The organism is Belnapia mucosa (assembly GCF_016775475.1).
Classification (GTDB): Bacteria; Pseudomonadota; Alphaproteobacteria; order Acetobacterales; family Acetobacteraceae; genus Belnapia; species Belnapia mucosa.
The window spans coordinates 201905-216668 of the sequence record NZ_JAEUXJ010000003.1 but is presented as its reverse complement, the minus strand read 5'-3'; the positions used below and the strand labels follow the sequence as shown (position 1 = coordinate 216668).

Below are 14764 nucleotides of genomic sequence, written 5' to 3'. Positions count from 1 at the left end.
GCGGCGTGCCGCCATCCTGGCGCGGAGGAGGACAGGCCATGACGACGCAATCCGCTCAGCAGATCCCCGTCGCGGTGGAGGCCCTGTCGGTGCCGGTGCGGGCAACGGTGTCCAACTACCCGGCGCCCTTCCTGCCCCGCGTCGCCGGGCGGCGGAAGCGCGTGCTGGGCGACCTCTTCGGCCTCCGCAATTTCGGGGTGAACCTGACGCGGCTCGGGCCGGGCGACAGCTCCTCCCTGCATCACCGCCATGGCCGGCAGGATGAGTTCATCTATGTGCTGGAAGGCGAGCCGGTGCTGGTGACGGATACCGGCGAGGTGCAGCTTCGCCCCGGCCACTGCGCCGGCTTCCCGGCCGGCGGCACGGCGCACCACCTGGAGAATCGCGGCAGCGGGGAGGTGCTCTACCTCGAGATCGGCGACCGCAGCGCGGATGATCCGGTGGAATACCCGCTGGACGACCTGGCGCTGGTGCCCGACCCCGCCACCGGACGCCGCCGCTACGCGCATAAGGATGGGCGCCCCTGGTAGGGCGTCGCCCCGGCGTTCAGGCCTGGAGTGTTGTCACGGCACGATAAGCCTTCTTGGGGCTTCAGTGATCGCGCTGTGTCTCCAAGGGAATCTGGATGTCGTATTTGACGCCGTCACTCTCCCACCGCGCCGTGAAGCTTCCATGGAGCTGCGTCTGGATCAGGGATTTGAGCATGCGCCATCCGAAACCGTGAGACCGTGGCGCGCCATCAAGACGCGGTCCGCCGCTCTCGTCCCATTGGACCAGCAGCGTTGATGCGTTGGGTGGCCGCTCGATCCGGATCCACCAGCTGACCGCCAGACGTCCGGCTGTCGTGGACAGCGCACCGTATTTCATGGCGTTCGTTGCGAGTTCATGAAAAATCATGGCGACTGGCTGTGTTGCGACAGCCGGCAGCATGACCTCCGCACCCGTCAGGGTAACCTGATGATGGAACCGCCCCTCATCGCTGATGAACGCGTTGAATTCCGCGGTCAGGATATCGCGTAGATTCACGCCTTTCCATTTGGCCTTGGACAGCAGTGTTTGAGCGTGAGCCAGGGCTCGCACTCTCCCCTCCACCTCCCTGGCATAACGGTTCACATCTTTCTTGGGCGTCATCCGCAGGATCGACTGAACAACGGCGAGGGCATTTTTCGCGCGATGGTCCACTTCGCGCGCCAGGAGCCGGATGCGTTTGTCATTCGCCCTGATTTCAGCCGTTCGCTCCTCGACCCGTCTTTCCAGGGACAGGTTGAGATCCTGCAGCTCGATCGCGCGCCGCCTGACATGCAGGACCACCAATACGAGGACAAGGCTGACGGTAGCGCCGATGGCGAGATGAATCCCAAGTCTCAGGCGCCAGGACGCCAGGACCGAGTCAAGCGGCACGCCATATGTCACCAGTACCGGGAAAGCATTCACATGGCGGTAGGCAAACAGGCGAGTGACCTGATCCAAGGGGGAAACCCCCTGCTGGACTTTGCGCTCCTGGCGTGAGTCTATAAGAAACTCCAGCTGACCCTTTGCTGATACGGATTTTCCATTATTCAGGCTGATCGCTGGTTTTCTGACCAGATAGGTGCCGTCCGCCTTGATTAAGGCTGCGGCTGCATTCGGATCAGGGAGGTCACTGCCCCAGAAGTCGAACATTATCCTGTGCTCGACGCCAATGACGATCACCCCGACGAATTGCCCATCGGGCGAGGACCGTCGCAACGAGACAAAAAATACCGGTTTGCCGTCGGCACGGCTGTTCGAGGGTCCGGAGATATAGATGTCGGATACTGCAGACGTCCGGTGAACCCTGAAAAACTCTCGGTCGCTGACGTCGAATGAGGGATCTGCATGTTCGAGATCCGAATCCACAAGGGCCAGGCCATCGGCATTGAAAACGATCAGGCGCAGTGTCTCGCCCGCGTATTTGCGCAGAAGGCGCGCATATCCATGGTTGGCTGAAGCATTGTCCAAAATCTGGTGATCGGGCTGGCCAAAGAAATGGCGGTCGGCAGCACCCAGGACAACATTCTGCATCTGAAGAACATTGCGGGCATGGCCTGCCACCAGATCCAGCGTGGTCTGCACTTCCCGCCTTGCTGCAGAATAGGTCAAATGCCTGTCGAGCGCGCTCACGGCTCCCAGCAAACCCATCGGGAGCACGACGGATAGCGCAAGCATGGTGTAAAACCATCCAGGACGGCTGTGATGCGTTACATCGGTGTTCTTGTTTCTATTTTCTGGCGTTGAGGGGGACATAATGAACTCTGAATGAAGTCGTTCAGGGTAACATAGTTGGTTGGCGGTCAGGAACGATGGCATGGCGGGGCGGATCAGGCCGTAATATGCCGGAGCATGAGGTGGAACGCCGCCCCATGGATCACGGTTTGCCGGCCAGCGCTCGTCGTGGCGTGCCAGCTTCGCTCGGCGCGCGCAGGCGCCGCCCCGCCTGGGCTGGCCGTTAGAGCGATGTCCGGTCGCCTTGGCTCACGGACCCCGCTCCAAGCTTTTGTTCGAGCAAGCAAGCTTGGGTCGCGTGGTTCTACCTGATCGGAGCTTGCTCTAGCCGCCCGGCGCGTTCCGCGGCGGCTCGAACCGCACCGCATTCGGGTGCAGCACCGTCGCCCGCGGTGCATCCGCCACGCTCAGCACGCCGGCCTGGGCGAAGGTGCCGCGCACTTCCTCCATGAAGGCGGCGGCCGCATGGTCGCCCCCGGCCGCGCCCAGCGCCGCCACGGCATAGAGGAAGGCCCGCCCGGCGAAGCACATGTCGACGCCAACGGCCAGGCTCCGCAGCACATCGAGCCCCGAGCGGATGGAGCCGTCGTAGAGAAGCTTGGCCCGCCCCGCGACCTGCGCCGCGATCGCCGGCACGGTGTCGATCGAGGCCGGCGCGGCATCGAATTGCCGGCCCCCATGGTTCGAGACCCAGATCCCATCCACGCCGAGCTGCACCGCCCGCTCGGCATCCTCCGGGTGCTGGATGCCCTTCAGCACCAGCGCGCGCGGCCAGGCCTCGCGGAAGCGGGCGATATCCTCCCAGGTCACGCCGGTGATCATGTTGGCCTGGACGAAGCCGGCCATCTCCGCCAGCCCCGCCGTCTCGCCGACATATTGCCGCATGTTGGGGAAGGTCGGCTGCCCCTTGGTCAGCATCTCCAGCGCCCAGAAGGGGGCGCGGGCGATGTCGAGGAAGGTGCGCGGCCGGTAGCGGAAGGGCATCACCAGCCCGTTGCGCACGTCCTGCACCCGCTTCTGCCGCGCCGGGACATCCAGCGTGACCACCAGCGCATGCGCGCCCACCGCCTCCGCCCGGCGGATCAGGTCGAAGGAGAGGGCGTGCTTGTCCCCCGGCAGGCCATAGAGCTGGAACCAGAAGACATCCGGCGCGATCCGCGCCAGCTCCTCCATCGCCACATTGGCGACTGTCGAGGAGACATAGGGGATGCGCGCCCGCTGCGCCGCGGCGGCCAGGATCGCATCCGCCTCCGGCCAGACCATGCCGATATTGCCCATCGGCGCGACACCGACTGGCGCGGCATAGTCCCGCCCGAACAGCTCCGTCCGGATCGAGACGGCGGAGACATCCAGCGCATAGCGCGGCACGATCCGCACCGCATCCATCGCCGCCCGGTTATGCGCCACATTCGGCGCCCCGTCGCCGACGCCGCCCGCCACGAAATCATAGGCGAAGCGCGCGACCCGCCGCCTCGCCCGGTGCTGGAGGTCGTTGAAGCTGGGATAGCGGCGCCGCAGCCGCGCGGCCGGCGTTTCCGCGACGGTGGTGGCCATGCGCATCCCCTCCCCAAGCTCTTTTCGGAAGCCCATCTTCGCGGCATCGTGGCGGATGGCAACCCAGGGCCATACCCCGCGCTTCAAGGCCAAACGAGGAACCGCCGATGCTCCCCCGCCTTCCGCGACTCGCCCTGCTGCTGCTGCTCGCCGGCTGCGTCACCCCCGACCTGCCGCCCCAGGGCTATGCCACCCTGCCCAATGACGCCGTGCAGGGCGCCGGCGACCCGACCCGCGCCGCCATCATCGGCACCGCCTATGCCTTCGGCAATCCGGCCAGCCTGGCCGGCAACCCCGCCGCCGCCGCCCGCGCCGTCGCCAATTACGAATACCTGGCGACCGAGCTGCCCTATGGCCCGCGCTGGCGCGGCTTCGCCGGCACCATCGGCCCTGAATTCGCCGCCGGCCTGACCGAGCTGCGCGGCACCCTCGGCATCGCCCCCAATGCCCCGGCCCAGCCAGTGGTGGAGGCGCTCTACGCTGCCTCCCGCGCCTTCAATGCCGGCGACCAGGCGGCGGCCGAGCGCAGCCTTTCGGGCCCGATCTTCACCCGAGGAGGGCCGGCCACGCTGCAACGCCTGGCCAGCCTGCCGGCCATGCCGCGCGTCGCCGCGGCGACGGCGCATGCGGCGCAGGAACTGGACCGGCAGGACCGGCTCGGCTCCCCGCGCGGGGTCGGCGGTGGCGGCGGGGGAGGGGGCGGGCGGCCCTAAGCCGGGCGTTCCAAGGAGGGCGCTGCCCTCCTCGGGCTCCACCCGCCAAGGGCCGAAGGGCCCTTGGAACCCGCGAGTGGCGCCGACCTCACGCTTCCGATAGCGCGGCCCCTCGGGCTCTGCTACCTCGCCACCCCGATGTTCGACACTGTCCCCGCCACCCGCACCGCCTGGTGGCGGGACCGCCGCTATCTGGTCCTTCTCGCCCTCGGCTTCGCCTCCGGCATTCCCCTGCCGCTCACCGCCGCCACGCTGCGCCGCTGGCTGTCGGAGGAAGGGCTGTCGGTCGAGGTGATCGGCCTCACCGCCTCCCTCGGCTTGGCGTACACGCTGAAATTCCTCTGGGCCCCGGCGCTGGACCAGGTGCCGCCGCCGCTCTTCCGCTGGCTCGGCCGCCGCCGCGGCTGGCTGGCCTGCATCCAGCCGGTCCTGATCGCCTCGATCCTGGCCCTCGGCCTCACCAGCCCGGGGCCGGAGAGCTATGCCGCCACCTTCGCCCTCGCTGGCCTCGTCGCCTTCCTCTCGGCCAGCCAGGATGTGGTAGTCGATGCCTACCGCATCGACCTGCTGGAGGAGCGGGAGCAGGGCTATGGCCTCGCCCTCTATGTCTGGGGCTATCGCGGCGCGCTGCTGGCGGCCGGCGCCGGCGCGCTGGCGGTGACGGAATGGGGCGGCTGGGCGCTGGGCTATGGCATCTGCGCCGGGCTGCTCGGCATCGGGCTGCTCGCCGTGCTGCTGGGGTCGGAGCCGCCCTCGCCCGAGCGCCTGGCGATGACCCCGGCCGAGCGGGTCCGCGCCGCGCTGGTCGACCCCTTCCTCGACTTCATGGGCCGGCGCCACTGGCTGGCGATCCTGCTCTTCGTCGTGCTGTTCAAGCTGGGCGAGGCGCTGGCGGGGGTGATGACCCAGCCCTTCTACGCCGCGCTCGGCTTCACCCGGCTGGAGCTGGCGGCGATCAACAATGTCTTCGGCCTGCTGGCAATCCTGGCCGGGGCGCTGGCCGGCGGCTGGCTGATCCGCCGCCTCGGCATCGCCCGCGCCCTGGTGCTGACCGGCTTCGGCCAGATGCTGTCCAACCTGATGTATGTCGCGGTGGCGCAGTCGGGGCATGACATCCCGCTGCTCTGGGCCCAGGTCGGGATCGAGAATTTCACCGATGGCATGGCCGATTCGGCCTTCCTCGCCTATCTCTCGGGCCTGACCAACCGGGCCTTCAGCGCGACGCAATATGCGCTGCTCTCCTCGCTGGCGGCCTTCGCCAGCCGCACCATCGGCTCCGCCTCCGGCTACCTCGCCGGCTGGATGGGCTGGACCGGCTTCTTCCTGATGACGACGCTGGCGGCCCTGCCGGCGATGGCCATCATGCTCTGGCTGCTAAGGCGCCTGCCGCCCGGGACGGCATCGGTTCGATCCACCGCGTAAATAGATCCCATTCACGCCGTCGATTGGCCGGGAACCGCGGCCGGGCCTAGCTCTTGCTGCAACGCAGCAAAAGAGTGATTCCCCCTATGCCTTCCCTTTCCGATCCCGTGCGCATCGGCCTGCCTTCCCTCTTCGATCCCGTGCGCCTCGGCGCCCTGTCCCTCCCGAACCGCATCGTCATGGCGCCGCTGACGCGCAGCCGCGCCGGCCATGCCGGCGTCCAGGGCCCGCTGAACGCCACCTACTATGCCCAGCGCGCGGGCGCCGGCCTCATCATCGCCGAGGCGACGCAGATCTCCCGCCAGGGCCAGGGCTATGCCTTCACCCCCGGCATCCATGACGAGAACCAGGTCGCCGGCTGGCACACCGTGACCGAGGCGGTGCATCGCGCCCGCGGCCGCATCGTGCTCCAGCTCTGGCATGTCGGCCGGATCTCCCATCCCAGCCTGCAGCCGGAGGGCGCGCTGCCCGTCGGCCCCTCGGCCATCAAGCCCGAGGGCCAGGCCTTCACCGAAACCGGCTTCCAGCCCTTCGTCATCCCCCGCGCGCTGGAGACGGCGGAGATCGCCGGCATCGTCGAGGATTACCGCCAGGCGGCGCATCGCGCCCAGCAGGCCGGCTTCGATGGCGTCGAGATCCATGGCGCCAATGGCTACCTGATCGACCAGTTCCTCCGCGACGGCACCAACCAGCGCACGGACGCCTATGGCGGCAGCATCGAGAACCGCATCCGCTTCCTGCTGGAGGTGACCCGGGCCGTGACCGAGGTCTGGGGCGGCGACCGCGTCGGGCTGCGCCTCTCCCCCGTCTCGCCGGCCAACGACATGCGGGACAGCAATCCGCAGGCGCTGTTCGACCATGCGGTGGCGGGGCTCGCCCCCTTCGGCCTCGCCTATCTCCATGTGGTCGAGGGCGCGACCGGCGGCTCCCGCGATGCCCAGGGCTTCGATTTCGCCGCGCTCCGTCGCAGCTTCCGCGGCCCCTATCTGGCGAATAACGGCTACGACCAGGCGCTGGCCGAGGCGGCGATCCGCGAGGGCCGGGCCGATGCGGTGGCCTTCGGCCGCCCCTTCATCGCCAACCCCGACCTGGTCGAGCGCTTCCGCACCGGCGCCCCGCTGGCCGAGCCGGACAAGACGACCTTCTACGGCGGCGACGCCCGCGGCTACACCGACTACCCGGCCCTGGCGCAGAGCGCCGCAGCCTGAAGGCCATCTTCAGCCGAGATGGCTCCGATCATGCCTTCTCGCTTCCGGTGATGGCGACCTGGGGGGATGCTGCCCGGCATCCCCCTTGCCGGACGTCACCATGTTGCCCTCTTCCCGACCGACCCGGCCGCAGCCCGTAGCGCTGGCGATCGGCGGGCTGATCGCCCTCGCCTCGGCCATCGGCATCGGCCGCTTCGCCTATACCCCCATCCTGCCCGCCATGGCGGAGGGCCTCGGCCTCTCCAAGGGGGAGGCGGGGCTGATCGCCTCGGCCAATTTCATCGGCTACCTGCTGGGGGCGCTGCTGGCCGCGGCGCCGCGCCTGCCGGGATCGCGCCGGGCCTGGCTGCTGGCCGCGCTCGGCCTCGGCGCCGCGACCACGGCGGCGATGGGTCTTGTCACGACGCTGCCGGCCTTCCTGCTGCTGCGCGGCCTCGGCGGGGCGGCGAGCGCCTTCGTGCTCGTCCTCTCCTCCTCCGTCGTGCTGGACCGGCTGGCGCGGGCCGGGCGGCCGGGGCTTTCGGCGCTGCATTTCGCCGGGGTCGGCTGCGGCATCGCGCTCTCGGCCCTGCTGGTGCCGGCGGCGCTGGAGGGCGGGGACTGGCGCCGCGCTTGGCTGGCCACCGGCGCCGCGGCGGCGGCGGGGCTCCTCGGCACCGCCTGGCTGGTCCCGGCCGAGGCGCCGCCCCCGCCGGCGGCGCGGGCCGCCCGCCCGGCGGCGCCGGTCCCGGCCGGGCCAGCGGCGGGCTGGGCGGTGGCCTATGGGCTGTTCGGCTTCGGCTATGTCGTCACCGCCACCTTCCTCATCGCCATCCTGCGCGCCTCACCGGCGCTCCGCCCGCTGGAGGCGGTGGTCTGGCTCCTCGTCGGCCTGGCTGCGGCGCCTTCGGTCGCGCTCTGGGGCTGGATCGCCGCCCGGCGGGGGCTCGAGGCCAGCCTGGCCGCGGCCTGCGGGATCGAGGCGGTGGGGGTTGCCGCCAGCGTGCTCTGGCCCGGCGCGGCGGGGGCGCTGCTGGCCGCGGTGCTGCTCGGCGGGACCTTCATGGGGATCACCGCGCTGGGCCTGGCCGGCGGGCGGCGGCTGGCGGGGGCGGATCCGACGCGGCTGTTCGCGTTGCTGACGGCGGCCTTCGGCGTCGGGCAGATCGTCGGACCTGCGGTGGCGGGGTGGCTGCATGACTGGACGGGCGATTTCCGGTTGCCGAGCCTGCTGGCGGCCGGGGCGTTGCTGGCGGCGGCGGGGTTGGCGTTGGGGGTGCGGTTGCCGAGGGGGTAGGAGGGCGCTTCAGATTATCGGATGAGCAGCCGCTTTTGACCCTTAGCGGAATCTCTCAACAGCTGGCCGAAAGGCCAAGTTTGGCCGAATGCAGCCTGTCTGCATTTCACGGCGCCATCCAGCAAAGCGGACATCCGGTAGCGTGTCACTCTTAGAACGCCTAACAGAACCACCGTTGGACGAAGCGCCAAGCGATGATGGCTGAGGCGAGGGTGAGGAAGGCGAAGTGGATGTCGGCGCGGCGCTCGTAGCGGATCGCCAGGCGCCGGAACTGGCTGAACCAGGCCAGGGTGCGCTCCACAACCCACCGGTGCCGTCCCAGCCTGGCGCTGCTCTCGATGCCGCGGCGTGCGATCCGGGGCTCGATGCGGCGGCGGGTCAGGGTCCTACGGCAGCGGCGGTGATCGTAGGCCTTGTCGGCATGCAGCTTGGCCGGTCGCTGTCGGGGCCTGCCCCAGGACTGCTGGATTGGCGGCACGGCATCAACCACCTCCTCCAGCATCATGCTGTCGTGCAGGTTGGCTGCGGTCAGGCGAACCGCGAGCGGGATGCCGTTGGCATCGGTGAGGACGTGGCGCTTCGAGCCCGGCTTGCCCCGGTCGGTCGGGTTCGGCCCCGTCTGCGCCCCCCCTTTTTGCCGCAACCGACGCGCTGTCGAGGGCGGCGCGGCGAAAGTCGATGGCGTTGCGCCGCCCCAGGCGGTCGAGGACTGCACGCTGGAGGCGGTCCCACACGCCAGCCTCCTGCCAGTCGCGCAACCGGCGCCAGCACGTCATGCCGGACCCGCAGCCCATCTCCTGGGGCAGCATCTCCCACGGGATCCCCGACTGCAGCACGAAGAAGATGCCGGTCAGGGCCGCGCGGTCGGGCAGACGAGGCCGACCGCCCTTCGGCTTCGGCGGCTCAGGCGGCAGCAGCGGCTCCACGACCGTCCAAAGCGCATCAGAGACAAGAGGCCTGCTCATGCCCCCAAAACGCGCCAAACCAGGTTTCGTTAGACGCTCTTAGCAGTTCCCGAGCCAAAGCGCGTAAACCGTTTTTAGTATCGTCGATGTAAATGGCCTGAAGGTTTCAGATCTTCGGCGACCGCACTTGCTTGCTAGTAAAGTTCATGTTGCTCCAAAATAACAAACGCTGGGGTCTTTTGGTGCTGTCGAGGTCAATGATTTTATCCAGTCAAAATAAAAGGCGCCAAAAAAACCGAGTACCGCAAGACCAAAAAAAACTAACAAAAACCAGAAGCTGGCAGTTCGAAAAATTTTTGGGAAACTAAATACAAATGGAAGCCCTGCCACCAATGCGCCAGCTTCTTCTGTGTCAGTATGAGAAGTTTTTACTAATTTTTCCAGGTTTTTCAGATTGCTGTTGTGGTATATTATTAGCCGAATAAGTAGCCAGATCCAGAGGATAGACGTCGCCGAAATTGCTGCCATGGAGCCGCGCACGACAAGTGGGTGGTCATTAATAGCGGTCAGTAGAGCTGCGTAGGAAGTTCCGAGGAACGCCATCAACACGCCAGAACCAGTCCAGCGGATCTGGTCCCAATGGCGAAAATTATTGCAAAACTGCTCGTAGATTTTCAGGGTGAACTCTCGTTTCTCTCGTAAAGGCGGAGGGCCGACTTCTGCTCTAGCCAAAACTGCCAGTAGCAAACCGAAGGTTGCATCATAAATGTACTCATCCTCCGATTTCCGCGGTCCAGCGACGTTCAGGGTGTTGCAGCGGATCAATCGGAGCCAGTTGACCACCCGACCTATTGCGGCATCCTCATTTAATGTTTTGAGATCGATGTGTAGGAATGGCTTTCCGTGCTGTTCTGCCAAGGCGCAAGTCAGTTTTGTTCCCTCGGAATTATCCGGGGGACCACGCGTGACGACTAGCGTTGCGTCCGATTCAACGACGTTGCGTTCGGTGCGCTGTTCCGGAGACGTGCTCTCCAGGGCTTCGACGGTGTAGCGATCCGGAATCGGACCGTCCTCAGACCAACGGCCTCTGGGCACTTTCCCCCCATGCGGTAGACCCGTTGCGAGCGCTACGTCCAAAGCGGCTCGATCGGCGCCGGTTTGCCCTCCGGAGATGATCCTCATCCCTTGCCCTCTCCCATTGTATCAAAGAAAGCGGCGCCGTTTAGGCCGCCATTCGTCAAACACTATCCACTGCGGAGCGAAAATTTTATGTCCTCCGATCCGTGGCTGCATTCGAGCACCGCTTGCTTCTTAGATCCGGATCGTCAGTTCTCGACCACATACAACGGAAGCCCAGCTAGAATACTTACCGAGGCATCCAGCCATCGGTGAGCATTATGCAGCGAACACACCCACTTTGGCGGTCAGCTTGCTGTCTGGAAACGTCCGCTTTTAGGAGCCCGATCGCGACATCTAGATGACCGATATGGGCGCATAGCCGCCGGTGGCGATTGGTCGGGCAATGTCCGCTTTCCGCCGTTCGCGGACTGCCAGCTTTATTTTGTGCTATTCCAGCCTCCAACAACCATCCCCTACCCCCGCCCACCCCCCACCGGCACCAGATGCAGCCCATGCTGCCGCACCCCCCGCTGGCTGGTCACCGCATCCGCAAACCGCCGCACCGCGCCGGAGGGCCCGCGCAGCACCGCCACCTCCAGGCAGGCCTCGGCATCCAGATGCACATGCAGGCTGGCGACGCTCAGCGCATGGTGGTCGTGCTGGGACTGCACCAGCCGCCGCGCCAGGTCGCGCACCGCATGGTCATAGACATAGGTGAGCGTGCCGAGGCAGGGCGTCGCCTCCTCCAGCGCGGCCTCGCGGTCCACCCCCTCCCGCACCAGGTCGCGCACCGCCTCGGACCGGCTGGCATAGCCGCGCCGCGCGGCTAGCCGGTCGATCGCCTCCAGCAGCGCCGCATCGATGGTGATCGTCACCCGCTCCATCCCGCACCCCTCCCGCGCCGGCTTGCGCGCGCGGCAAGGATAGTATGATCTTCCGCCGCAAAGGTATGAGGATCACCGCATGGCCCGGCGGCTCGCCACGGCGATCCTGCTGACCGGCACCGCCGCCTGGGCGCAGGAGGCCGAGCTGCCGCCCCTGACCGTCACCGCCCCGGCGCCCGCCCCGCCCGCCGCCGCCAGCGAGGTCCGCGTCACCGCCGGCACCCTCGCCGCCCGCCCCATCGCCCGCATCGGGGAGGCGCTGGAGGCCGCCCCCGGCCTCGTCGTCACCCAGCACAGCGGGGAGGGGAAGGCGAACCAGTATTTCCTGCGCGGCTTCAACCTCGACCACGGGACCGACCTGGCGATCTCGGTCGATGGGATGCCGGTCAACCTGCCGACCCATGCGCATGGCCAGGGCTATGCCGACCTGAATTTCCTGATCCCGGAGATGCTCGGCGGGATGGAGGTGCGGAAGGGCCCCTATGCCGCCGATGACGGCGACTTCGCCACCGCCGGCTCGCTCCGCCTCTCGCTGCTCGACCGGGTGGAGCGGCCCTATCTCCAGGCGACGGGGGGCAGCTTCGGCTATTGGCGCGGCCTCGCCGCCGGCTCCGTGGCGCTGGGGCGCGGCACGCTGCTCGGCGCCGGGGAGGTCGCGACCTATGACGGCCCCTGGCAGCGGCCCGATGCGCTGCGCCGCCTGAACGGGATGCTGCGCTATACGGAGGGCACGGAGGGGGACGGGTTCAGCCTGACGGCCATGGGCTATGCCAATCGCTGGCACGCCACCGACCAGATCCCGGCCCGCGGCGTCTCCGAGGGGCTGCTCTCCCGCTTCGGCACGCTCGACCCGACCGATGGCGGGCGCGCCGAGCGCTATTCCCTCTCCACCCGCTGGGCCCGCACCGGGGCGCTCGGCACCACCAGCGTCACCGCCTATGCGATCCGCTCGACGCTCGATCTCTGGAACAACTTCACCTACCGGCTCGACGATCCGGTGAATGGCGACCAGTTCCAGCAGCAGGACCGCCGCTGGATCCTGGGCGGCGCGATCATCCAGTCCGTGCCCTGGAGGCTGCTGGATGGCGCGGCCACCACCCGCTTCGGCCTGCAGACCCGCCACGACGATATCCGGCTCGCCCTGCTGCGCACGGCTGGCCGCGCGCCGCTCTCGACCATCCGCGCCGACCGGGTCGAGGAGCACAGCCTCGGCCTCTTCACCGACACAGCCTGGCGGCCGGTGCCCTGGCTTCGTCTCACCGCCGGCGCCCGGGCCGATTGGGTGGGCGGCCGCGTCCGCAGCGACACGGCCGAGAATTCGGGCAGCGCCGGCCAGTGGATCGCCTCGCCCAAGGGCGGCCTGGCGCTCGGCCCCTGGTGGGGGACGGAATTCTTCCTCAACGCCGCCAGCGGCTACCATTCCAACGACCTGCGCGGCGCCACCATCCGGCTCGACCCCACGGACCGGCTGACGCCGCTCTCGCGCGTGCCGCTCCTCGTGCGCGCCAAGGGGGCGGAGATCGGGGTGCTGACCCGCCCGGCCGAGGGGTTCGAATCCCGCCTCGCCCTCTTCGTGCTGGAGCTGGGGTCGGAGATCCTCTTCCTCGGCGATGCCGGCACCACCGAGCCGAGCCGCGCCAGCCGCCGCATCGGCCTCGAATGGCTGAACCGCTGGCAGGCGACGCCGCGCCTGGCCTTCGATGCCGATCTCGCCGCGACCCGCGCCCGCTTCACCGAGCGTGATCCCGCCGGCCCCTATATCCCCGGCGCGCCGAACCTCGTCCTCGCCGCCGGCCTCACCTATGACGAGGGGGTGGGCTGGTTCGGCGGCGCGCGACTGCGCTATTTCGGCGCCCGTCCTTTAACCGAGGATAACAGCCAGCGGTCGCGGGCGACGGCGCTGGTCAATGCCCGGCTCGGCTACCGCTTCGCGAACGGGCTCCGGATGCAGCTCGAGGCCTTCAACCTCTTCGACAGCAAGGCGAGCCAGATCGACTATTTCTACGCCTCGCGCCTGCCGGGGGAGCCGGCCGAGGGCGTCCCCGACCGCCACACCCATCCGGCCGAGCCGCTGGCGCTGCGCTTCACCCTCGCCGCCAGTCTTTAGTCGAGGCAGGCGGCCCGCAGCTGCGCGAAGGCCCGCGCCCGGTGGCTGATGGCGTGCTTCGCCGCCGGCTCCATCTCGCCGAAGGTCTCGTCTCCACCCTCGGCGATGAACATCGGGTCGTAGCCGAAGCCCCGGTCGCCCCGCGGCGGATGGACCCAGCGCCCATGCACCTCGCCGAGGAAGCCCTCGGTATGGCCATCCGGCCAGGCGAGGACGAGGGCGCAGGAGAACCAGGCATGCCGGTCGGGGGAGGGCTCGGCCAGGGCCGCGACCTTCGCCATGGCCATGGCATAGTCGCGCCCGCCGCCCGGCAGCTCCGCCCAATCGGCGGTGCGCACGCCCGGATCGCCGCCGAGCGCGGCGACCGAGAAGCCGCTGTCATCCGCCAGCGCCGGCAGGCCGGTGGCCCGCGCCGCGGCCAGCGCCTTGATGCGCGCATTGCCGAGGAAGCTGTCCTCGCTCTCCTCCGGCACCGGCAGGCCGAGCGCGCCGGCGGCCACGACATCCAGGCCATAGGGCGCCAGCAGCTCCGCGACCTCGCGCCGCTTGCCCTCGTTATGGGTGGCGATCACCAGCCGCCCGCGCTCAAGGCGCCTAGCCAATGCCGACAGCCGCCCGCTGCCGGCGGAACAGCTCGTCCGTGCCCTGCCGTGCCAGCGTCAGCAGCGCCAGCAGCTCCGCCTCGGAGAAGGGCTCGCCCTCCGCCGTGCCCTGCACCTCGACCAGGCCGCCGCGGCCGGTGAGGACGAAATTGGCATCGGTCTGCGCCTTGCTGTCCTCGTCATAATCGAGGTCGAGCACCGGCACGCCCTGCCAGATCCCGCAGGACACCGCCGCCACCTGGTCGCGCAGCGGCACAGTGGTCAGCACGTTCATCTTCATGCAGTGGCGGAAGGCGAGATGCAGCGCCACCCAGGCGCCGGTGATGCTGGCGCAGCGCGTGCCGCCATCGGCGGTCAGCACGTCGCAATCGACGGTGATGGACATCTCGCCCATTGCCTTGAGGTCGGTGACGGCGCGCAGGCTGCGCCCGATCAGCCGCTGGATCTCCTGCGTGCGGCCGGACTGCTTGCCCCGCGCCGCCTCGCGGTCCGAACGGGTATGCGTCGCCCGTGGCAGCATGCCGTATTCCGCCGTCACCCAGCCCTGGCCGGTGCCGCGCAGGAAGGGCGGCACCCGGCTTTCGACCGAGGCGGTGCAGAGCACCTCGGTATTGCCCATGCGGATGCGGCAGGAACCCTCCGCATGGCGGGCCACGCCGGGTTCGAGGAGGACGGTGCGCAGCGCATCGGGGGCGCGGCCGGAGGGACGGGTCATGCGGGCGGGGGTAGC

At 68.5% G+C, this 14764-nt stretch carries 13 protein-coding genes; 6 read left to right on the top strand and 7 right to left on the bottom strand.

Annotated features, from left to right (window positions below):
• Positions 1–38 precede the first annotated feature (38 nt).
• Positions 39–530, top strand: a complete 492-nt coding sequence (locus JMJ55_RS09110) for a cupin domain-containing protein (RefSeq protein ID WP_202825215.1) — start codon at positions 39–41, stop codon at positions 528–530.
• A gap of 61 nt (positions 531–591) precedes the next feature.
• Here JMJ55_RS09110 and JMJ55_RS09105 read toward each other — a convergent pair whose 3' ends face one another.
• A complete protein-coding gene (locus JMJ55_RS09105) occupies positions 592–2187 on the bottom strand; it encodes an HWE histidine kinase domain-containing protein (RefSeq protein WP_202825214.1) in 1596 nt (531 codons plus the stop codon).
• 381 nt (positions 2188–2568) lie between these two features.
• A complete protein-coding gene (locus JMJ55_RS09100; RefSeq protein WP_236033541.1) occupies positions 2569–3798 on the bottom strand; it encodes an alpha-hydroxy acid oxidase in 1230 nt (409 codons plus the stop codon).
• Between the two features lie 107 nt (positions 3799–3905).
• On the opposite strand from JMJ55_RS09100, the gene JMJ55_RS09095 reads away from it, so the two are divergent.
• The 4 genes from JMJ55_RS09095 to JMJ55_RS09080 all read left to right on the top strand — a co-directional run bounded on the left by JMJ55_RS09095 (position 3906) and on the right by JMJ55_RS09080 (position 8417).
• Complete coding sequence (locus JMJ55_RS09095) at positions 3906–4511, top strand: hypothetical protein (RefSeq protein WP_202825212.1); 606 nt, start codon at positions 3906–3908, stop codon at positions 4509–4511.
• Between the two features lie 63 nt (positions 4512–4574).
• Complete coding sequence (locus JMJ55_RS09090; protein WP_236033540.1) at positions 4575–5933, top strand: AmpG family muropeptide MFS transporter; 1359 nt, start codon at positions 4575–4577, stop codon at positions 5931–5933.
• Positions 5934–6052: 119 nt separating this feature from the next.
• Positions 6053–7141, top strand: coding sequence for an alkene reductase (locus tag JMJ55_RS09085; protein ID WP_456237072.1), 1089 nt, complete (start codon positions 6053–6055; stop codon positions 7139–7141).
• A gap of 100 nt (positions 7142–7241) precedes the next feature.
• Complete coding sequence (locus tag JMJ55_RS09080) at positions 7242–8417, top strand: YbfB/YjiJ family MFS transporter (protein ID WP_202825210.1); 1176 nt, start codon at positions 7242–7244, stop codon at positions 8415–8417.
• A 160-nt stretch (positions 8418–8577) separates the two neighbouring features.
• On the opposite strand, the gene JMJ55_RS09075 is transcribed toward JMJ55_RS09080, so the two are convergent.
• The 3 genes from JMJ55_RS09075 to nikR all read right to left on the bottom strand — a co-directional run bounded on the left by JMJ55_RS09075 (position 8578) and on the right by nikR (position 11325).
• Positions 8578–9382 (bottom strand): IS5 family transposase gene (locus JMJ55_RS09075; RefSeq protein ID WP_202825209.1). Its coding sequence is split into 2 segments (ribosomal slippage): positions 8578–9040 and positions 9039–9382, totalling 807 coding nucleotides; the frame shifts between segments, so codons are not numbered across the junction.
• A gap of 144 nt (positions 9383–9526) precedes the next feature.
• Positions 9527–10504, bottom strand: coding sequence for a putative molybdenum carrier protein (locus JMJ55_RS09070; RefSeq protein ID WP_202825208.1), 978 nt, complete (start codon positions 10502–10504; stop codon positions 9527–9529).
• A 410-nt stretch (positions 10505–10914) separates the two neighbouring features.
• The gene (gene nikR, locus JMJ55_RS09065; protein WP_202825207.1) at positions 10915–11325 is read right to left on the bottom strand and encodes a nickel-responsive transcriptional regulator NikR; all 411 of its coding nucleotides are present in this window, start codon (positions 11323–11325) and stop codon (positions 10915–10917) included.
• A 79-nt stretch (positions 11326–11404) separates the two neighbouring features.
• Here nikR and JMJ55_RS09060 point away from each other — a divergent pair, with 79 nt between their 5' ends.
• A complete protein-coding gene (locus JMJ55_RS09060; protein WP_202825206.1) occupies positions 11405–13432 on the top strand; it encodes a TonB-dependent receptor in 2028 nt (675 codons plus the stop codon).
• Here the strand turns inward: JMJ55_RS09060 and JMJ55_RS09055 are convergent.
• Positions 13429–14034 carry a non-canonical purine NTP pyrophosphatase gene (locus JMJ55_RS09055; RefSeq protein ID WP_202825205.1) on the bottom strand — a complete coding sequence of 202 codons (606 nt, stop codon included), beginning with the start codon at positions 14032–14034 and terminating at the stop codon, positions 13429–13431. The genes JMJ55_RS09060 and JMJ55_RS09055 overlap by 4 nt on opposite strands.
• Entirely contained in the window at positions 14027–14749 is a 723-nt protein-coding gene (gene rph / locus JMJ55_RS09050; protein WP_202825204.1) for a ribonuclease PH, read from the bottom strand. The genes JMJ55_RS09055 and rph overlap by 8 nt, the downstream gene beginning before the upstream one ends.
• Positions 14750–14764: the final 15 nt, after the last annotated feature.